The organism is Salinibacter altiplanensis (assembly GCF_002894645.1).
Taxonomy (GTDB): domain Bacteria; phylum Bacteroidota; class Rhodothermia; order Rhodothermales; family Salinibacteraceae; genus Salinibacter; species Salinibacter altiplanensis.
In genome coordinates, this window is sequence record NZ_NCQY01000002.1 from 365871 (window position 1) to 386423 (window position 20553).

At 65.4% G+C, this 20553-nt stretch carries 16 protein-coding genes; 11 read left to right on the forward strand and 5 right to left on the reverse strand.

What is annotated here, in order from left to right; translation table 11 throughout:
• Positions 1-115: 115 nt before the first annotated feature.
• The gene (locus B7R93_RS01675) at positions 116-403 is read right to left on the reverse strand and encodes an amphi-Trp domain-containing protein (protein ID WP_232797904.1); all 288 of its coding nucleotides are present in this window, start codon (positions 401-403) and stop codon (positions 116-118) included.
• Between the two features lie 267 nt (positions 404-670).
• Between B7R93_RS01675 and B7R93_RS01680 the strand changes: the two genes are divergently transcribed.
• The 7 genes from B7R93_RS01680 (at position 671) to B7R93_RS01710 (ending at position 6783) form a co-directional block, all read left to right on the forward strand.
• Positions 671-979, forward strand: coding sequence for an MrpF/PhaF family protein (locus B7R93_RS01680; protein WP_103019099.1), 309 nt, complete (start codon positions 671-673; stop codon positions 977-979).
• 44 nt (positions 980-1023) lie between these two features.
• On the forward strand, positions 1024-1428 hold the full coding sequence (gene mnhG / locus B7R93_RS01685) for a monovalent cation/H(+) antiporter subunit G (protein ID WP_103019100.1): 405 nt from the start codon (positions 1024-1026) through the stop codon (positions 1426-1428).
• Between the two features lie 65 nt (positions 1429-1493).
• Positions 1494-3878 carry a putative monovalent cation/H+ antiporter subunit A gene (locus B7R93_RS01690; RefSeq protein ID WP_103019101.1) on the forward strand — a complete coding sequence of 795 codons (2385 nt, stop codon included), beginning with the start codon at positions 1494-1496 and terminating at the stop codon, positions 3876-3878.
• Positions 3875-4312 carry a Na+/H+ antiporter subunit B gene (locus tag B7R93_RS01695; protein ID WP_103019102.1) on the forward strand — a complete coding sequence of 146 codons (438 nt, stop codon included), beginning with the start codon at positions 3875-3877 and terminating at the stop codon, positions 4310-4312. The genes B7R93_RS01690 and B7R93_RS01695 overlap by 4 nt, the downstream gene beginning before the upstream one ends.
• Before the next feature lie 43 nt (positions 4313-4355).
• Complete coding sequence (locus B7R93_RS01700; RefSeq protein WP_103019103.1) at positions 4356-4712, forward strand: sodium:proton antiporter; 357 nt, start codon at positions 4356-4358, stop codon at positions 4710-4712.
• A gap of 45 nt (positions 4713-4757) precedes the next feature.
• Positions 4758-6326, forward strand: a complete 1569-nt coding sequence (locus B7R93_RS01705) for a Na+/H+ antiporter subunit D (RefSeq protein WP_103019104.1) — start codon at positions 4758-4760, stop codon at positions 6324-6326.
• Positions 6253-6783 (forward strand): Na+/H+ antiporter subunit E, encoded by a 531-nt coding sequence (locus B7R93_RS01710; protein ID WP_103019105.1) that lies wholly within the window; start codon positions 6253-6255, stop codon positions 6781-6783. Before B7R93_RS01705 ends, B7R93_RS01710 begins: the two co-directional genes overlap by 74 nt.
• A 46-nt stretch (positions 6784-6829) precedes the next feature.
• Here B7R93_RS01710 and B7R93_RS01715 read toward each other — a convergent pair whose 3' ends face one another.
• On the reverse strand, positions 6830-7615 hold the full coding sequence (locus B7R93_RS01715; protein ID WP_103019106.1) for an NAD-dependent epimerase/dehydratase family protein: 786 nt from the start codon (positions 7613-7615) through the stop codon (positions 6830-6832).
• Between the two features lie 343 nt (positions 7616-7958).
• Here B7R93_RS01715 and B7R93_RS01720 point away from each other — a divergent pair, with 343 nt between their 5' ends.
• Positions 7959-11477, forward strand: a complete 3519-nt coding sequence (locus tag B7R93_RS01720; RefSeq protein WP_103019107.1) for a methylmalonyl-CoA mutase family protein — start codon at positions 7959-7961, stop codon at positions 11475-11477.
• 64 nt (positions 11478-11541) lie between these two features.
• Here B7R93_RS01720 and B7R93_RS01725 read toward each other — a convergent pair whose 3' ends face one another.
• Together B7R93_RS01725 and B7R93_RS01730 are read right to left on the reverse strand one after the other, a co-directional pair.
• Positions 11542-11814 (reverse strand): pirin family protein, encoded by a 273-nt coding sequence (locus B7R93_RS01725; RefSeq protein ID WP_232797905.1) that lies wholly within the window; start codon positions 11812-11814, stop codon positions 11542-11544.
• A gap of 135 nt (positions 11815-11949) precedes the next feature.
• Entirely contained in the window at positions 11950-13101 is a 1152-nt protein-coding gene (locus B7R93_RS01730; RefSeq protein WP_103019209.1) for an alkene reductase, read from the reverse strand.
• 296 nt (positions 13102-13397) lie between these two features.
• On the opposite strand from B7R93_RS01730, the gene B7R93_RS01735 reads away from it, so the two are divergent.
• From B7R93_RS01735 to acs, 3 genes are all read left to right on the forward strand, one after another.
• On the forward strand, positions 13398-14420 hold the full coding sequence (locus B7R93_RS01735; RefSeq protein ID WP_103019108.1) for a zinc-dependent alcohol dehydrogenase family protein: 1023 nt from the start codon (positions 13398-13400) through the stop codon (positions 14418-14420).
• A gap of 143 nt (positions 14421-14563) precedes the next feature.
• The gene (pabB, locus tag B7R93_RS01740) at positions 14564-16411 is read left to right on the forward strand and encodes an aminodeoxychorismate synthase component I (protein ID WP_103019109.1); all 1848 of its coding nucleotides are present in this window, start codon (positions 14564-14566) and stop codon (positions 16409-16411) included.
• A 125-nt stretch (positions 16412-16536) separates the two neighbouring features.
• Positions 16537-18522, forward strand: a complete 1986-nt coding sequence (gene acs / locus B7R93_RS01745; protein ID WP_103019110.1) for an acetate--CoA ligase — start codon at positions 16537-16539, stop codon at positions 18520-18522.
• Between the two features lie 24 nt (positions 18523-18546).
• Here the strand turns inward: acs and B7R93_RS01750 are convergent, their stop codons facing one another.
• Complete coding sequence (locus B7R93_RS01750; RefSeq protein ID WP_103019111.1) at positions 18547-20523, reverse strand: penicillin acylase family protein; 1977 nt, start codon at positions 20521-20523, stop codon at positions 18547-18549.
• Positions 20524-20553: the final 30 nt, after the last annotated feature.

Sequence of the window (20553 nt, forward strand, 5' to 3'; positions counted from 1 at the left end):
GGGCGTGAGAAGTCGCAAGAACGTCGTGGGCATGGCACGAGGGAACGGCAAGAGAAACAGTTCGGGCGTCGAGAAGGCCGGACGGGTTGGACCAGCGGTCCATGAGGCCAAGGGGTTACTCGGCGTCGAGGGACCCGGGCCCCGCAATGCTTCCATCACGGGTTTCGTACCACTCGATTTCGAGTTCGAGGCTGATCTCAGAAGAGCCCCGATCGTTTGACTCCCGTTCAAGTTCCACCTCGAATTCGACGTGGTCGGGTACACGGATCGTCGTGGATTGCTCGTCGGAGGAGAAGTCGAGCTCCCCGGAGCTGTCCAGTTCATCCGCCACGGTACGAAGGTAGGTGGCCACGTCCGCACGGGACATGTCGCGGTCGAATTCGTAGAGCGTATCGTCAGGCATTGTCGGGAAAGGTGTTCAGAAGAAAGTACCGAACAGATACCAGGGCACATACACGGCTCCGAGGCGTCCGTTCATCCGTCGTGGGTGAAGAATTGAGGGACAGCTGCCGGTCGCCCAAAATCTTGAGGTCTCGGTGAATGGGGTGAGACTTCACGTGCTAGCGCTTACCCTATACGGTGGAAAATTACAGGCAAGTCCTCGCCGTGAGTGTCTATTGGCGTGCGAGGGGGCATCCACTCGTCGTTTGCAAGAGTTGGGACCGGTGTTATGGTAGAGCTTAGCGGTGCTCCGGCCTGGTTTGCGTCCGCGTGTCTGGTCGCAATTGCCTTCTCGCTCGTGATGACGGTGATTCGACTGCTGCGCGGGCCTACGCTGCCGGACCGAGTGGTCTCATTGGACCTCGTGGCCTACCAGGCCGTCGCCTTCATGCTCGTCTACGCCGTGCTCACGGGGCAGCCCGCCTTCCTGGACGTGTCGCTCGTGTTGGCCCTCGTGGCCTTTCTCGGAACGGTCGCGTTCGCCCGGTACATCGAGTACTTTTCGATTGGGGAGGAGGCCGCCCAGGCGTCGGAATAGCGGCTCGGGCCCGTCCTGCACTCTTAACAGATCCAAATTCTGTTATGCTTGCCCAACAGGTTGTGGGGATCTTTTTGGTGGGCGCGGGCACGTTTTTCGTGTCTGTGGCGGGGCTCGGGGTGCTGCGGCTGCCGGACGTGTACATGCGTCTCCATGCCTCGACCAAGGCCGGTACCCTCGGGGTGGCCTTGAATGCCGCCGGCCTGGCGGTCTTTTATCCGGACCTGGGCATTTTTACGCGTGCCTCCGCCCTCGTGCTCTTCCTCCTCCTCACGGCCCCTGTTGCTGCTCACATGATCGGGCGGGCCTCCTACTTTGCCCGGGAAGAGATGGGGATTGCCGTCTGGGACGGCACAGTTGTGGATCACATGCTCGACCACCGGGGGGAGGCGTTGTTCTCCGCCAGAACCGGGGAGGACGACCCCCGCTCCCCGGGGGCAGCGTCCTGAATCTAGACCCTGCGATGGGGAAAGACCGCCGATTGTCTCGTTTCTTGGGTTGACCGACGCTGATCATGGCGATCCTGTTTGCCGTCTTCTCGGGCTTTGTGCTCGCCCTTGCCTCCCCCTGGCTGACACAGTACACGGGCCGGGCCACAGGGTGGGTGTATGGGCTGCTGCCGGCCGCCATCACGGGAACGCTTGCCACGCTCGTGGGGGAAGTGGCAGCGGGAGAGACGTTGCGGGTGTCCTACGCCTGGGTGCCGGGACTGAACGTCAACCTGTCGTTCTACGTCGATGGGCTGAGTCTCTTCTTTGCCCTCCTCATCACCGGCATCGGCACGCTGATCTACGTCTACGCCGGGGGCTATCTGAAGGGCCACCACCATCTGGGGCGCTTCTTCAGCTACCTGTCGATGTTCATGGCCGCCATGGTGGGGCTCGTCCTGGCGGACAACCTGATCACATTCTATGTCTTCTTCGAGCTGACGAGCTTCGCCTCGTTCGTCCTGATCGGGTTCAACCACGACGAGGCCCCCTCGCGGCGGGCGGCCTGGCAGGCGCTGCTGGTGACCAAGGCGGGCGGCCTCGCGCTGCTCGTTGGGTTCATCCTCATGCAGCAGGCGACGGGGACCTTTCAGATCTCCGCGATCTTGGAGTCCGGCGACCTGATTCGGCAGCACAGCTTCTACCTGCCCATCGTCCTGCTGGTGCTGGCCGGGGCGTTTACGAAGTCGGCGCAATTTCCCTTTTATTTCTGGCTGCCCAACGCCATGGAGGCGCCCACGCCGGTGAGCGCCTACCTTCACTCCGCGACAATGGTAAAGGCCGGCATCTACGTGATGGCCCGCTTTCATCCCGTGCTGTCGGGAACCGATCTCTGGATGTGGGTCGTGGGGGGCATCGGGGCCCTCACGATGCTCCTCAGCGCCTGGCTCGCCCTGCAGTACACCGATATGAAGGCGATCCTGGCCTATACCACCATCATGGCCCTCGGGCTCCTGACGATGCTCTTGGGGCTGGGGACCGAGGTCGCCGTGGAGGCCTGTATGGTGTTCATTCTGGTGCATGCCTTCTACAAGGCGGCCCTCTTCATGGTGGCGGGGGCGATTGACCATGAAGTGCACGTCCGCGACATCACGAAGCTGGGTGGCCTGTGGACCCGGATGCCCGTGACCGGGGCGGCGGCGGCCCTCGCCGCCCTGTCGATGGCGGGCATCCCGCCGTTTTTCGGGTTCGTGGGGAAGGAGCTGATCTACGAGGCGGCGACTCACTTCGACCCGGCCACGGTGGCGGTCACGGTCGTCTCGGTGCTGGCGAACGTGGCACTGGTCGCCTCCGCTGGCCTGCTGGTGGTCCGGCCCTTCTTCGGGGAGCTGAACGACGTGACGAAGCACGCCCACCGGCCGGACGCCGGGCTCTGGTTTGGGCCGGTCGTTCTTGCCGTCTTCAGCGTCGGGCTCGGCCTGGCGCCGGGGCTGCTCGACGCCGCGTTCCTCGGCCCGTCGGCCGGGACGGTCCTGGGCGCGTCGATCGCGCCGCACCTCGCCCTCTGGCACGGATTTACCCTGGAGCTGGGGCTCAGTGCTGTGACCGTGGCGGCGGGCGTGGGGACGTACCTCGCCTGGACCGCGCTCCGTACCAACACGGCCTTCCAGCAGCTTGAGCGCTGGCTCGGCACGGGGCTCGATCACGGATACGACAACGTCGTCGACGGACTTTTGGGCGTGGGGCGGTGGCAGACGAGCGTGCTCCAGAGTGGGGTCCTGCGCCGCTACCTCTCAACCGTCCTGGGGACGACCATTGTCCTCGTGGGGGCCGCCTTCTACCACTACGGGTTCTTCGGCGGGCCGATATCGGTGGCTGACGTGCGGCCTCACGAGTGGGTGCTGGCGATCTTGTCGGTGGTGGGGGCATTCGGGACGTTGTTCTTCCGGTCCCGAATTGGGCTCATCACGTCGCTCGGCGTCTCCGGCTTTGGCATCGCGCTGCTCTTTTTGGCGTTCGGCGCGCCGGACCTTGCCAAGACGCAGTTTCTGATCGAGACGCTGACGGTCATACTCGTCGTGCTCATCTTGACCACGGTTTCGAGCGTCGAGGGGACGCTCACGGCGAGCCAGAAGGCGACGAACGGAGCAGTGGCCGTGGGAATGGGGGTTGTAGTGTCGGGGCTGATCCTGGCCGTACTCAAGCTGCCCTTCGAGAACCCGATGGGCGACTATTACGCTCAAAACACGTACGTGGAGGGGGAGGGGCACAACATCGTCAACACCATTCTGGTCGACTTCCGGGCGCTCGACACCCTCGGAGAGATCACCGTGTTGCTGGTGGCCGGCTTTGGCATCTATGCGCTGCTGCGCACGGGGACCGCCCCGGATCCCAACGCCGAGCACGAGCCGCCGCCCGAAGACGCATCCGCGCCGATCGAACAAGCCGAACAGACCCAACAGGTACCGTGAGGTTTTCCGTCATTTTGCGCACCGCGGCGCGCCTTCTGGTGCCGCTGATACTGCTGTTTTCGGTGTTCCTGCTTCTTCGTGGGCACAACGAGACCGGGGGCGGCTTCATTGGGGGGCTCGTGGCCGGCATTTCGTTTGCCCTCTATGCGATCGCGTACGGAACGGCGGCCTCCCGAGAGTCGCTCCGGGCCCGGCCCCAGCGGCTGATGGCCGTGGGCCTCGGCATCGCGGTGCTGAGCGGGCTGCTGCCTCTGTTTGGAGGGGGGACCCTGCTCGAAGGGATCTGGGTGAAATGGGGAGGGCTGAAGGTGGGGACCCCGGTTCTGTTCGACGTAGGGGTGTACCTGCTGGTCATTGGCCTGACGCTCGTGATCGTCTACGAGCTGGAGGAGCACAACCCTGGACTGTTTCCGCAGTCGGTCGCTCCCGAGTAGACATCCCGTTCGACTGGCCCTCTCACGAATCGTACACGGCGCAATGGAAACCCTCCTCGCCCTCGTTACCGGCGCGATGGTCGCCATCAGCGTCTATCTGCTGTTGCAGCGCGACCTGGTGCGAAAGATTATCGGCGTGGTCATCTTGTCGAACGGCATTCACCTGTTGATCTTCGCGGTGGGCCGAATGACGCGGGCCGCGTCGCCGCTCATTCCCTCGGGGGAGAAGTACCCCCCCGAGGTCGTTGCGAATCCGCTCTCCCAGGCCCTCATCCTGACGGCCATCGTGATCGGGTTCGGGCTGCTGGCGTTCTCGCTCGTGCTCATCTACCGGCTGCACGAGTCCTACCAGTCGGCCGACGCCGACGTGCTCATCGAGGCGACGCTCGGCGACGAGTAGTTCCCCCCCGACCATTTCTGCCTGTTGAACTGATCGCCCTGGTTCATGTCCGCCCATCTCCTTCTCATCCTGCCGCTGATCATCCCGTTTGTGGCGGCGGTGGCGGCGCTCTTGTTCGCCCGATGGCCCACGGTGCAGAAGGGCATCAACATTGCCAGCATGGGGGGCATCTTGGCGGCGTCGCTGGGGCTCCTGTCCCGAATTACGGAGCAGGGCATCCAGGTGACTACGATTGGGGACTGGCCGGTTCCATTCGGGATCGTGTTTGTGGTGGATCACCTGAGCGTCGTTATGCTTATCGTGTCCGCCATCATTGGGGTGGCCGTGGCCGTCTACGCCGTGCCCGACGTTGACGATGCCCGGGTGCGGTTTGGGTTCTACCCGTTCTTCAACCTACTCATGATCGGGATTAACGGGGCGTTCCTAACGGGGGACCTCTTCAACCTCTACGTGTGGTTCGAGGTCATGCTGATTTCCTCGTTTGTGCTGATCGTGCTGGGCAACACGGACGAACAGCTCGCCGGAGCGGTCAAGTACGTCGTCATCAACCTGGTGTCGTCGCTGCTCTTCCTGTCGGGCGTCGGGCTGGTGTACGGAATGACGGGCACACTCAACATGGCCGAGCTCTCGCTGGCCCTCTCGGAGGTCGGCCAGCCGGGCCTGGTGACGGTGGTGGCGATGCTGTTCCTGATTTCCTTCGGCATCAAGGCGGCCCTGTTTCCGCTCTTTTTCTGGCTGCCAGCCTCCTACCACACCCCGCCTGCGTCGGTCTCGGCCTTCTTTGCGGGCCTGCTGACCAAGGTGGGGGTGTACGCGCTCTTTCGCGTCTTCACGCTGCTGTTTACCCAGGACGTGGGCTACACCCATACGCTCCTGCTGTGGGGGGCGGGGCTCACCATGGTGACGGGCGTGCTCGGCGCCGCTGTCCAGAACGACTTCCGGCGCGTGCTGTCCTTCCACATCGTCAGCCAGATCGGCTACATGATCATGGGGCTCGCGCTGTACACGCCGCTGGCCATCCTGGGGGGCGTGTTCTACATCGTCCACCACATCATTGTAAAGGCAAACCTGTTTCTCGTCAGCGGGGTGGCGAAGCGGCTGCGGGGCTCCTTTCGCCTAAAGTCGCTCCAGGGCCTCTACGCATACCATCCCTGGCTGGCGACCCTTTTCATCATTCCGGCGTTCTCGCTGGCCGGCTTTCCGCCGCTCTCCGGCTTCTGGGCGAAGCTGATCCTGACGATTGCCGGCATCGAGACGGGCGCCTACTGGATTGTGGCCGTGGCTGTGGCCGTGGGGCTCTTTACCATGTTCTCGATGACGAAGATTTGGGTGAAGGCCTTTCTCCCGGGGGGCGGGGGCGAGATGGCGGACGCGGTGTCGTCGATGGGCCTGGGCACGCGTGTGATGTACGTGCCGATTGCTGGGCTCGCGGCCCTTACGATCATGATTAGCGTCTTTGCCGGGCCGGTGTACGACCTCGCCGAGCGTTCGGCGGACGAGCTCTACAATTCCTCTGAATACGTCGAAGCGGTGCTCAACCATGAAGAATCTGCTGCTGACGCTGGTCCTCGCCCTGGTGTGGACGGCCGTCCAGGGCGCGTTCACGCTCGGTAACTTCGCGTTCGGCTTCGTGCTTGCGTACGCGGTGCTCCGAATGCTGCGGCCCCTGTTGGGGGAGGCCAGTTACGACCGGCGTCTCTGGTACAAAGTGGTCCTGGCGGGCTTCTTCGTCAAGGAGCTGATCAGTTCGAGCGTCCGGGTGGCGACGGAAGTGATCACGCCGGGCTACCACATGCGGGCGGGCATCCTTGCCGTGCCCCTTTCCGTACGGTCGGACCTGGGCATCACCCTCTTTGCGAACTTCATCTCACTGACCCCGGGCACGCTGAGCCTCGACGTGTCCGAGGACCGGGAGTACCTCTACATCCACGCGATGTACATCGATCAGGGGGAGGAGGAAGACGTTCTGCATCTGAAGCGCACGCTGGAGCGCCGTATCATTCTTGCACTGGGGGCGGAATCGACCGAGGCACCACCGCCCCCCGGCTCCGACGCGGCCTCTGCCTCGTAGGTCTCATTGGGAAGACTTGTGCCCGCGGACGTGCCCCCCGAAGGCACTACGAGGCTTGCCATCGGCGGAGGAGCCAGGCTCCCAGGGCGGCGCCCCCCAGCCCTAACAACAGCGGTGCAAGGGAGGGGCGAGAGACGAGGTCCGGATCAACGAGTCCACTCGTGCGCCCAACGTCTTCGATCTGCGGTACGGCGAGGGTGCCTTCCATCGTAGAGGTGGTGGCGGCTTGCACGGCGGCGGCCGCGACGAATTCGACGGGCAGTGGGCGCCCTGCGTCCGACGCATACGGATGGGGATGGAGCCCCTGGCCCTGGCTCAGGACGGCGGCGAGCGTCGAGGTCCCGGTCCTGCGGTCTCCGTAGACGAGGTTGGGACGGAGCGTGGCGGTCCGGAGGGGTGGGTAGTCTTCCCGAAGGCTACGTTCGGCCCGGCGCTTGGCCGACAGGAAGGGGGAGGGGATGAGGGGCGGTTTGTCGCGCACCGAGAGAAACACGAAGGCGTCGACACCGGCCGCGACGGCCTCCTCGGCCGCGAGCAGCGCCGACTCTGCATTCACGCGGTCGAAGGTGACGCCGTCATTGGGGCGTTCGCGGAGGGTGGCGATGGTGTGCACCACCGCGTCGGCGTCCTGGAGCAGGTCGCGCCAGGTGTCCGGGGCGAACACGTCGGCCGCGCGCCATGTCACGTCCTGAACCCAGGGGTGTCGAGCGGGCGTGAGGGCGGGCCGGCCGGTGCGCCCGAAGGCGGCCACCTCGTGTCCGTTCTGGACGGCGACGCGGCAAATTTCGGTGCCGATGAACCCATTGCCGCCGGGAACAACGAGTGTGGCCACGGGAGGGGGACGAGGCTGGTGAAGAAAAGCAATCTGCGGGGCCGACGCCTCCGTGGGCGCCTCTTTGCACGGACGACACAGGGGGCGGAGGGGTTCCGGGTCGGAACGAGCCGCGCTCCCGGAAGAGTAGGGACTCGTGCGGAGCGTGCGCTACGGATGGGCGTCCGGCCCGATGAGAGGGACTGATCTCTGGACGGGCTACGCTGGGTGGAGACACAGGGTCTGTACGGACCGAAAAGATTCGATGCAACGTGTCTTCGCATTGTCCGTAACTTTTTGCGGAAGCGCTTCCTAAGTTTGCCCGGCCCCTTCCGCGAGTCTCCTTCACAACCGTTCTTCCCTCATGGACGTCGATCGCTATCAGCCCACCCACCCGGTCCGGTTCGTCACCGCCACGAGCCTGTTCGACGGGCACGACGCGGCGATCAACATCATGCGCCGCATCCTGCAGCAGACGGGCGCGGAGGTGATCCATCTCGGTCACAACCGCTCGGTGCAAGAGATCGTAGATACGGCCATCGACGAGGATGCACAGGGCATTGCCGTGTCCAGCTATCAGGGCGGGCACATGGAGTACTTCAAGTACATGCACGACCTGCTGGAGGAGAAGGGCGCCGGGCACGTTCGGGTGTACGGCGGGGGGGGCGGCGTCATCGTGGCCGAGGAGAAAGCAGAGCTGGAAGACTATGGCATCGCCCACATCTACTCGCCGGATGAGGGGATGGACATGGGGCTTCAGGGCATGATCAACGACATGGTGGAGGCGTGCGACTTTCCGGTCGCGGACGCCGACTTTCACGTGCCGGACGACGTCCCGAGGCGGGACTCCCGAGTCGTGGCCCGCAACCTCACCCGCGTGGAGGCGCCGGAGCCGGAGCGGGCGGCAGTGGTGGTCGGGGCGGCTGGCGATGCGGACGAGGCCGACCCGGCAGCGACGGAGGGGGAAATGAGGGGGGACGGAAGCCCTGAAAGTGTTGACGCTGACGCGTTGAACGTTGAAGATCCCAGCGTTCCAACGCTGGGGATTACGGGGACGGGAGGGGCGGGGAAGTCGACGTTGACCGACGAGCTCGTGCGGCGCTTCCTCAACGACCACGATGACCTGGAGTTGGCCGTCCTGTCGGTCGACCCCACGCGGCGGCGCACGGGCGGCGCGCTGCTCGGTGACCGCATCCGCATGAACGCGATCTATGGCACGAACACGGACCGCGTCTACATGCGGTCGTTTGCCACGCGGGAGGCGAACCGCACCACCACGCAGGCCCTCCAGGAGGCGATTGAGGTGTGCCAGGCCGCGACCTTCGACCTGATTCTCGTAGAGACGGCGGGCATCGGCCAGAGCGATACGGAGATCGTGGACCTCACCGACCTCACGCTCTACGTGATGACCCACGACTTTGGCGCGCCGACGCAGCTGGAGAAAATCGGCATGCTCGACCTCGCCGACTTCGTGGCGATCAACAAGTTCGAAAAGCGGGGGTCGGAGGACGCCCTGCGCGACGTGCGGAAGCAGGTGCAACGCAACCGGATGCGGTTCGACGAGGACCCAGCGAATATGCCGGTGTACCCGACGATGGCGTCGCGCTTCGGTGATCCCGGGGTTACGCACCTTTACCTCGGACTGCTCGACCGACTGAACGCAAACTTTGACTTTGAGCGCGAGTCGGGCACGTACGACGAGGACGAGGTGCCCGAGCCGGACCCGTCCGAGGTCGCGATCATCCCCCCGGATCGGCAGCGCTACCTCGGTGAGATTGCGGAAACCTGCGACGAGTACCACGACTGGGCCGAGCAGCAGGTGGCATACGCCCGAAAGTGGGGGGAGGCCCAGGGCGCGCGCCAGCAGGTGGAGGACTGGGCCCCGGAGGATCGGGACCAGATCGCCGGCCGACTCGACGAGATGGAAGCCCACTGGTGGGACAAGCTCGACAAACGGTGCAAGGAAATTCTGGAGAATTGGGGGGACTTGGCCGAGGAGTACCGGCAGGAGGAGTTCACCTACACGGTGCGGGGCCGCGACTTCACGGTGCCGCTCTACCGCGAGAGCCTGAGCGGCACCAAAATTCCGCGCGTCGCCCTGCCGCAGACCGAAGCCCCGGGCGAGCGGCTGGAGTTCGCCCTCACCGAAAATCTGCCCGGATACTTCCCCTTCACGGCGGGCGTCTTTCCGTTCAAGCGGGAGGGAGAGATGCCGACCCGCCAGTTTGCGGGCGAAGGGTCGCCCGAGCGCACAAACCGCCGCTTCCACCTCGTCTCGCAGGGCGACGAGGCGAACCGGCTGTCCACGGCCTTCGACAGCGTCACCCTCTACGGCCGCGACCCCGCCGAGCGGCCGGACATCTACGGCAAGGTGGGCAACGCGGGCGTCTCCATTTGCACGCTCGACGACATGAAGAAGCTCTTCTCGGGCTTCGACCTGTGTGCCCGCAAGACGAGCGTCTCGATGACCATCAACGGCCCGGCGCCGATGCTGATGGCGATGTTCTTCAACGCGGCCATCGACCAGCAGGTCGAGAAGCACCTCCGGGAGGAGGGCCACTGGGACGAGGCGGAGGCGGTGATCGACGAGAAGCTGGGGGACGACCGCCCCGAGTACGTGCCGTACGGGCCGGAGGGCCGCGAGGAGGATCTGCCGGAAACCCACGACGGCAGTGGGCTCGGCCTGCTCGGCACCAGCGGCGAAGAGCTCGTGGAGTGGGGCGTCCTCGATCGCGAGACGTACGAGGAGATCAAGGCCGACACCCTCCACACGGTCCGGGGCACAGTGCAGGCCGACATCCTGAAAGAGGATCAGGCGCAGAACACCTGCATCTTCTCCACGGACTTCGCCCTTCGGCTGATGGGCGACATCCAGCAGTACTTCATCGATCACGACGTCCGCAACTACTACTCGGTCTCGATCTCCGGCTACCACATCGCCGAGGCCGGCGCCAATCCGATCACGCAGCTGGCCTTTACCCTGGCCAACGGCTTCACGTACGTGGAGTACTACCTCAGCCGGGGCATGGACATCGACGACTTTGCACAGAACCTGTCGTTCTTCTTCTCGAACGGGATGGACCCGGAGTACAGCGTCATCGGACGGGTGGCGCGGCGCATCTGGGCGGTGGCGATGAAGGAGCTCTACGGCGCCAATGAGCGGTCGCAGAAGCTGAAGTACCACATCCAGACCTCCGGCCGCAGCCTACACGCGGAGGAGATCCAGTTTAACGACATCCGCACCACGCTGCAGGCGCTCATGGCCGTCTACGACAACTGCAACTCGCTCCACACCAACGCCTATGACGAGGCCATCACGACGCCGACGGAGGAGAGCGTGCGGCGCGCCATCGCGATCCAGCTCATCATCAACAAGGAGCTGGGCATGACGAAGAACGAAAACCCACTCCAGGGCTCCCATGTCATTGAAGAACTGACGGCCCTGGTGGAGGAGGCGGTGCTGCACGAGTTTGAGCGCCTCAACAACCGGGGCGGCGTGCTCGGGGCGATGGAGTCGATGTACCAGCGCGGCAAGATCCAGCAGGAGTCGATGAAGCTGGAGGAGTCGAAGCACTCCGGCGACCGCCCGGTGGTGGGCGTCAACACCTTCCTGCGCGACGAAGACGACGACGCGTCGGGGAAAGAGGAGGTGGACCTGATGCGCTCGTCCGACGACGAAAAGCAGCACCAGCTTCACAACCTGAAGGCGTTTCAGGAGCGCTACGCCGACAAGAACGAGGCCGCCCTCGCGGAGCTCAAGGAGGCGGCCCGCGAAGACGAAAACACGTTCGAGGTGCTGATGGAGGCGGTGAAGTACTGCTCGCTCGGGCAGATCACCAAGGCGCTCTTCGAAGTTGGCGGCGAGTACCGGCGGAACATGTAGAGAACATTGTTTCAATCGGGCATTGCATCATTGCCTGAGCCCCGGAGCGGCAACGGGCCTACGTTTAGAGGAGAGGTGCGTCCATACTCAGGTCGAAGAAGAGCGCCTCGCTCCCCGCACTGACGAGTTGCATCTCGCCGGCCGAGATGCCGGCTTCGTGGCTCTGGTCGTCGCCGTGGGTCCGTATGCCCGCCGAGACGTACGTGACGATTTCTGCGTCGCGGTGCGGGTGCGCGGAAGATCCCTCGTGGGGCACAATATGGTTCTCCACCACCACGCGGAGCAGCCCGAAGTGCACCCAGTCCGGATCGTGGCAGTCCGCGAACGAGAAGGGCATCCAGTTGTGGGTTCAGCCCATGTGCCCAAGGCCGCGCTCGTCGCTGCGGTGGAGGCGAACGGCTGGCGGCCGTCGAGGCATTTATCGCTGGGCGAGGGAAAGAGGGGGGATGGAGGGTACGCGAGAGAGGGCCAACTAGCCGCGAGGCTCAAGCTCGGCGAGGGAGTCGATCGTGTCGAAAGACACGCCATTTTGCAATTCGTCCCAGGTCGGGTAATCAGTGTATCCGTGCTCGTCGCCGTTGTAGAAGGTCTCCTCGTCGGGGACGTTGACGGGGAGGCCCTTTCGGAGGCGTTGGGGCAGGTCGGGGTTCGCCAGAAACGCGCGTCCAAACGCAATGAGCTGCGCGTATCCCCGATCGATGGCCTCGCGGGCTGTCTGCGTGTCGTAGTTGCCATTGGCCATGAGCGCGCCATCGAACGCCTCCCGAATGCCGGAAAAGACCGCGGCCGTTTCGTCGTCCTCGACCACGGGCGGCTTGGGAGAGTTTGGTTCTACGAGGTGAACGTACGCCAGGTCAAAGTTGTCGGCGGTGGATGCGGCCGCCCGAAACGTGTCCGCTGGGGTGTCGTCCCCCATGTCGTTAAATGGGCTAAGTGGGGAGAGCCGGATGCCGACCCGCTCCGAATCCCACACATCCGTCACCGCGCCGGTCACCTCCCGCAGAAAGCGCAGCCGATTGCCGAGCGACCCGCCGTAGCGATCCGTGCGCTCGTTGGTGCCGGAGCGTAGGAATTGATCGATGAGGTAGCCGTTGGCCGCGTGAATTTCCACGCCGTCGAACCCGGCCCGCCGGGCGTTCTTTGCCCCCGTGCGATACTGTTCCACCACCTCCGGCACCTCCTCGGTCGCGAGTGCCCGGGGCGTCTCGAAGGCGGTCATCTCCAGATCCGGTGTTAAAACTTGACCGTCCGGCGCGATCGGAGAGGGGGCGAGGGGCTTCTCCCCGTCGTGGTAGAGGGAGTGCGAAATGCGCCCCACGTGCCAGAGCTGCAGAAGGATGCGCCCCCCGGCGTCGTGGACTGCGTCGGTGACCTTCTTCCATCCGTCCACCTGTGCGTCGGAGTGAATGCCCGGCGTGCGGGGATACCCCTGTCCTTTAGGGGCCACCTGCGTGGCCTCACTTACGATGACGGCGGCGTCGGCACGCTGGCGGTAGTACGTTGCGTTCAGGTCACTGGGCACGTTGCCCTCGGCGGCCCGGTTGCGGGTGAGCGGTGCCATCGCCACGCGGTGCGGAAGCGTGAGGGGCCCAAGGTCCAGGTCGTCGAAGAGGGAAGAAGCCACGAGGAACGAACGGATTGGTGCGTGAAATGACGAGTCCGAGAGCACGTACACGATTTATGAAACGGACGTTCCAAAACAGGTGGTCAATTTCGTCGGTTCTCCGCATGGGATAAGATGCAGTCAATCTGGAACGATCATTCCAGACATTGCGATCAACACAGCACGGTCGAAGCGTTTGGCGAGCAGGCTCCTTCAGGTTGTCCGGCTTCGGGACTCAGTGCATGCTCGAGTCACGATGCTCGGTTGCCCAGCCGGACTGTATTTTTGATCCTTCACCACCAGATACTGTCCCCTTCATGAACGTCATAGAGCTGAATCCTAGTGGGAATTCCTTCGAGGCCCTGGAGCCCACGGAGCGTCCGCGCCCGGAGCCCGGCCCTGGGCAGGTCCGTGTGCGGCTCCAGGCCGCGTCCGTCAACTACCGCGACCTCTTGATCGCATGGGGGACGTACCCGGTTCAGCAGGACGCGCCTTTCATTCCGCTCTCGGACGGCGCCGGCCTCGTCGATGCCGTAGGGGAGGGAGTGACGCACTTTGAAGAGGGGGATCGGGTCGTGAATACCTTCTCGCAGGTGCCGCCCGACGCTCCGTCGTCTGCTCCCCGACAGGCCCTCGGCGCGCCGCTCGATGGCACCCTGGCGGAGTACCAGGTTTTCCACGAAAGTGGGCTCTTGCCCGTGCCCGACACGCTCTCCCTAGAAGAGGCGGCCACGCTGCCGTGCGCGGCCCACACGGCCTGGCAGGCCCTCTTCGGGGCAGGCACGCCCGTTCGGCCCGGTCAGACGGTCCTGATGTTGGGGACGGGTGGGGTGTCCATCTTTGCGCTGCAGTTTGCGGCGGCCGCCGGCGCCCGCACGTTCATCACCTCGTCGAGCGACGACAAACTGGAGCGCGCCCGGGCCCTGGGGGCCGACGAGACCATCCATTACGAGCGCACGCCCGACTGGCACGAGCCCGTGTTGGATCGGACCGACGGTCGGGGGGTAGACTGTGTGGTCGAGGTGGGGGGCACCGGCACGCTGGGCCGCTCCTTTCAGGCCGTGGCGCCGGAGGGGAAAATCGGCCTGATCGGAGTGCTCACCGAGGCGGACGAGAACCCGAATCCACAGATGCTCATGCAGCGCCGGGGCCACCTGCACGGCATCTACGTCGGATCGATCGACCACCCGCGCGACTCTTTTGCGGCCATGAACGCAGCGATCGAGGCCAACGACATCACGCCGGTCGTCGACCGCACCTTCACACTTGAGGAGGCGCGGGAGGCGTATCAGTACCAGGCCGACCAGGCGCACTTCGGGAAGGTTGTCATCTCGATTTAGGGACTGACAACAGACAGGCCTGGGGAAAACGGGTGTTTGAACATCGTTGCGGACGAAGGCATCGGTGGGGCAACGAAGCGCTGGCCGGATCGTACGTTAATCGACTGAGCGCTGCTTCACTATGGACCTTTCCGGTACGCCCCGTGCTTGATCCTCGGATTCTCGCCCGTCCCGGGACGGTGCTGCTCGACTCGGCGCGGCCCGACGCCGAAAACCCGTGGAGCTGGGCCTTTACGGCGCCGAAGCGCGTGCTCACTGCATCGACCGCGGCGGAGGTGGGCACGCTGGTCGAGACGCTCCAGGCCGAAACTGCCCGCGGTCATTACGTCGCGGGGCATCTCTCGTACGAGGCCGGGTACCCCTTCGTAGACCTCGACATTCCGGAGCGGGCCGAACACCCGCTCGCCTGGTTCGGCGTGTACGACGCGCCGCGTCGCCTTGCGCCGGCGGACGTGGCAGCAGGACTGAGCTCGCTTGGCACAAGTCCGGCCGTTGATGATGTGCGGCTGGACACTACGGAAACGGCCTACGTCGACGATGTGCGGACCGTCCGGCGTCACATCGGGCGGGGCAATGTGTATCAGATCAACTACACGGCTCCACTCCGCTTTCGTGTAGAGGGCGATCCGCGGGGCCTCTATCGTCGGCTTCGGGCCCGCCAGCGCGTCCCGTACGCCGCGTACCTGCACTGTGGCGACCGGCAGCTCCTGTCCCTCTCGCCCGAGCTGTTCTTTCGGCGCGACGGCGACCGGCTGATGACCCGGCCCATGAAGGGGACCATCCGCCGCGGCCGAACGCGGACCGAGGACCAGGCCCTGCAGGACGAGCTTGCTGCGGATCCGAAAAACCGGGCGGAGAACCTGATGATTGTCGACCTGCTCCGCAACGACCTGTCGGTCTGCTGCCAACCCGGGTCGGTGACGGTCCCGTCGCTCTACGAGACGGAGCCGTACCAGAGTGTCACGCAGATGACGTCAACCGTCGAGGGGCGCCTTCGAGACGACGCGGGCCTGGCCGCAGTGCTCCGCGCGCTCTTTCCGTGTGGCTCCATTACCGGGGCCCCCAAGCGCCGTGCCATGCGGATCATCCGCGAGTTGGAGGCAGCCCCGCGAGGCGTCTACTGCGGCGCCATCGGGATGGCGGGGCCGGACGACACGGCGGTCTTTAACGTCGCCATCCGTACCGCTGTCCTGGACGGGGCGGAGGGCACCATGGGCATCGGCAGTGGCATCGTGTGGGACTCCACCCCGGCGGCCGAGTACGAGGAGTGTGTGCTCAAAGGCACCTTCCTCACGCAGGGTCGATCCGCACAGTCCGATCCTACGTCCTCTCCCGATGAAGACCTGAAGCTCATCGAAACGATGCGCGCCGAGGAGGGGCGGATTCTGCGTCTCGACCGGCATGTGGCGCGCCTCGCCCGCTCGGCGGACTACTTTTCATTCCCGTTCGATGAGGCACGGTTTCGGCGGCGAGTCGACCGGGCCGTGGCCCAGGCGGGAGAAGGGGACACTTTGAAAGTCCGAGCCACATTGGACCGCTGGGGAAGGGGGGATGTGGAGACCACGCCGCTACGGGGATCGATCGATGAGCCCTGGCGGGTGACCGTCGCCGACGAGCAGGTCGATGCCGCCGACCCGTTCTTCTACCACAAGACCACCCGGCGTGGCACGTACGAACGCGCCCTGACGGCGGCGCGAGACGACGGCTTCGACGAGGCGATTCTGTTGAATCAGGCAGGACACGTGACGGAGGGTACGTACAGCAACGTGTTCGTCCGGCGGGGCGACGCGTTGTGGACCCCACCGGTGGACGCGGGACTGCTGGCGGGGGTGTACCGGGACTCCGTCCTGGAGACCCGCCCGGAGGCTGCAGAGCGTCCACTGGGTCTTGAGGACCTTCGAGCGGCGGACGCCCTGTACTGCTGCAACGCGGTCCGGGGCTGGTGCGAAGCAGAGCTTGCAGGGGAGCCCGAGGTCGTGGCCCCGAGTTGAAATTGGGCCCCCAAATCCCTAAGGTAGCTTTGCAAAGGGCAGAATACACCGAGCAACGTCGACGCCCTTCCAGGCTGGCTGCTCATTTCTCGTTCGTCTCTCCGCACACGCCCCGACTGCATGTCATGGCCGATGCCGCCCTCGAAGCACGCCTCTCCGATCAAGATTACCTTCGTCCTTCACCGGCGTTCGTGGGACAGGCCAACGTGACGGACCCGGCGGTCTACGACCGGTTCGACGACTTTCCGGAGGGATTCGAGGAGTACGCCGAGCTTTTGGACTGGGACGCCCGCTGGGACGAGGCCTTCGATGGGTCCGACCCGCCATTTTTCGAGTGGTTTACGGGCGGTGAGCTCAACGCCTGCTTCAACTGCGTGGACCGTCACCTCGACGAGCGGCCCAACCAGGCCGCTTTCATCTGGGAGGGCGAGGATGGCACCCGGCGCACGCTCACGTACCGGGATCTCTACCGCGAGGTGAACAAGATGGCCGCCTCGCTCCGCGACGTCGGGGTGGAGGAGGACGACGTGGTGACGCTCCACCTCCCGATGGTGCCCGCGCTTCCGATTACCATGCTGGCCTGCGCCCGGATCGGCGCGCCGCACTCGGTTGTCTTCGGGGGCTTTTCGGCCAGCGCCCTCGCCCAGCGCGCCACCGACGCCGACTCGGATGTCATTGTCACGATCGACGGCTACTACCGACGAGGCGAGTTTCTGCACCACAAGGAAAAGGCCGACACCGCCGTAGAGGAGGCGGATACCGACATCGACACGGTACTGGTGTGGGAGCGTCACGAAGGCGAGCTCCACTCCGATGCCGATCTGCACGAGGGGCGCGACATTCTTGTCTCCGAGCTCCTCGCAGACAACGAGCGGGCGCGGGTTGAGCCGGTGGCCCGGGACGCCGAGGACACTCTCTTCCTGATGTACACGTCCGGCACCACCGGCAAGCCGAAAGGGGCCCAGCACCGCACCGGGGGCTACCTTAGCTACGTGGCGGGCACGTCGAAGTACATTCTCGACATTGAGCCCGAGGACACCTACTGGTGCGCCGCCGACATTGGATGGATCACCGGCCACTCTTACATCGTCTACGGTCCTCTCGCGCTCGGTACCACGAGCGTGATGCGGGAAGGGGCCCCCGACCATCCGCACAAGGGCGTCACCTGGGAGATTGCCGAGCGCCACGACGTCGACATCTTTCACACCTCCCCCACGGCGGTGCGCATGTACATGAAGTGGGGCAAGGAGTACCCGGCGGCGTACGACTTCAACTTCCGCCACATGACGACGGTCGGGGAGCCCATTCAGCCCGAGGCGTGGCTCTGGTACTACACGCACATCGGGGATGAGGACGCTGTGATCGTCGATACGTGGTGGCAGACGGAGACCGGCGGGCACCTCATCACCAACCTGCCGGCCCTGCAGGACATGAAGCCCGGCTCGGCGGGGCACGCGTGCCCGGGGATTCAGCCGGCGATCTACGACAACAACGGCACTCCGGTGGAGGCCGCCAGCGGACGGGCCGGCAACCTGGTGATCGAACGTCCCTGGCCCGGCATGTTGCAGACCGTGTACGGCGACGACCAGCGCTTCATCAACGAGTACTGGCGCCGCTTCTCGGACGTCGACTCCGACGACTGGCGCGACTGGGTCTATGAGGCCGGCGACGGGGCCGTGCACGCTCAGGACGGCTACTTCCGCGTCCTGGGCCGCCTCGACGACGTTATGAACGTGGCCGGGCACCGGCTCGGCACCATGGAGCTCGAATCCGCCGTGGCTCAGGTCTCCGAGGTGGCCGAGGCCGCCGTGGCCGCGCGGCAGGACGACCAGAAGGGAAATGTGCCCGACGTGTACGTGACGCCCCGGCACGGCGTGGCGGCGTCCGAAGAGCTCCGCCAGGACATCATTACCGCCGTCGAGAAGGAAATCGGAGCGTTTGCCCGTCCGGCGAACGTCATCTTCGTCGGGGACCTTCCGAAGACGCGCTCGGGGAAGATTATGCGCCGTCTTCTCGAAAACATTTCCAACGGCCAGGACCTCGGCGACACCACGACTCTCCGCGACCCGACGGTTCCCGAAGACATCCGCCGACAGGTTCAGGAGGCGTAGCCCGTGTCCGGGGGGCTGTGCAGGCTACGGGGCCGCGGGAACGAGCCGGGTTGTGCGCTCGGCCGGGGCCTGCTGGACAGCGACGGACGTCGGGCGGTCGCGGGAAAGAAGAGAGCGGGCGAAGAAGTCGGCGGGATCGAAGCGTAGGCGTCGCACCGTCAGGTCGCCGGAGGGGCGCCGCATCCATCCGCTCCAGTGCGCCGGTGCGGGCCCGAGGGGGGGCGGGTCTACACGAGTGGGGCCGCCCGAAAGGGCAGACGCGTGCCCCTGGCCGGGGCGATTCAGGGGGGCAAACCGGGTGCTGCTCAGCGCGGACAGGTCCTGCGCGACAAGACTGTCGGCCGCCCACACGGGAAAGTAGCGTCGGGCCGACACCACACGCTCCCAGCGCCACCGTCGTACGTCGGTGCCGTAGCGCTGGGTGAGCGAGTCGACGGCCGTGCGAAATGCGCGCCGTCGGCGCGGGGCCGCAAAGAAGGCGGAATCGGTAGGGGAGGGGGGGTGCCCGATTGCCTGCTGGTAGGCACGCATCCACTCTTCAAACACCACTGCCCCGATGCTGGCCGGGTCGTAGACGGCGTCCCAGTTGCGCAGGTATGAGCGCGCGTCAGCGGTCGTGGAGTCGGCGTTGCTGAGGGCGTCCAAGCTCGGCACGAGGGCCGGCAAAAGGGCAGCCGCCCAGGCACTCGAGTCCCCTGCGCTCCGCTGAGCTGGGTCAACGGGCCCCGTGCGAGCCTCGGCGTGGAGCACCCTGGCCTGGTAGGGGGCCCAGTCGGACCGACCGACGAGGACGGAGGCCGGGCCCCGGTCGACAACGGGCGGTTGGCCCTGCACCGACCATGTCCCGGTGGAGTCCACCCACAGCCCGTCGCCCTGCATGAGACGAAAATCAGTGGGGGCTTTGCCACGCTGCCCGTCCAGGTTGGCCGTGGCGAGCCACCGTGGAAGATCCGTCCCGGCACGCAGGCCGGGCCATTGCAATACCCAGGCCGAGTCCGGGCCGATCGAGCCCACTCGGACCCGGGTGCCCTGCCGCTGCACCTCGACCAACTGTTCGTCGCCCCGGGCCGGCGCAATGCGCTCGTGCCGAGAGCGGGCCTGTGTCGAGTCGAGGCCGACGGGGGTAAGCTGGGCGTTGCTGCTCATCAGATAGGTCCACCGATGGCCCCCCGCACGGCCGGTGGGAAAGAGAGGAGCGCCCGGCAGGGTGGCCGTGACCGTGGGGGCTGTGCCGGGGCGCCGGAGGACGACCTCCTGCACCACCGGATCGGCCGTCGCCCCCAGTACGTGTCTGGCGAAGAGAGCGGTCTGGCTGGTGTCCCCGCGCGTGGCCCAGGCCACACTGCGCGACCGCCCATGCAGGTGAAGCCAGTGCCGAAGGCGACGGTCGGCGGTGCGGAAGTCGGCCAGGCCGGAGTCGGCCAGGCCAGAGTCGGAAGGAGTGGCTTTCGCGACCGGAGAGGTGCCGGTCCAGGCCATCAGTCGCTCGATGGCCAATGAGTGCCAGGGGGCCCACCGCTGGGGGACGAGGTCAAAGTACAGGAAGGGCTCTCGCTGATGCACGCGGCCGGACTGCAGGGCCGTGTTCAGGCCGCGCGTGTACGCTCGGAGGCGTTTCCGAACCGTAGAATCGAGCCGGTTGTAGGTGCGGCGCGCATGGTGTGCAAGGCCAAGCCGACGTGCATGCCGGTCGATCGGCACAAGCTCGTCGCCGAACGTCGCGGAGAGCGTGCCGAGGGCCGTGTGGCGCCACACCGTTAGGGTCCAGGCTCGCTTCATGCCATGTATGTAGCCCAGGGCCGTCAACGCATCGATGTCGTCGTCGGCGTCAATCGTCGCGGTGTGGCGGTTTGTCCAGCCCACCGTCGTGGTGTCGCGAAGGCCATCGATCGGGTGCTCGGACGGTGGGGCGGTGGCGGGACCGCTGAATGCCCACCACAGGACGGCACCGCCGGCCGCAATCAGAGCACACGTTAGCCCAAGGTAGAGGCGTTGGGACACGGGGTCGAGGGACAGGACTTGAAAGTGAGC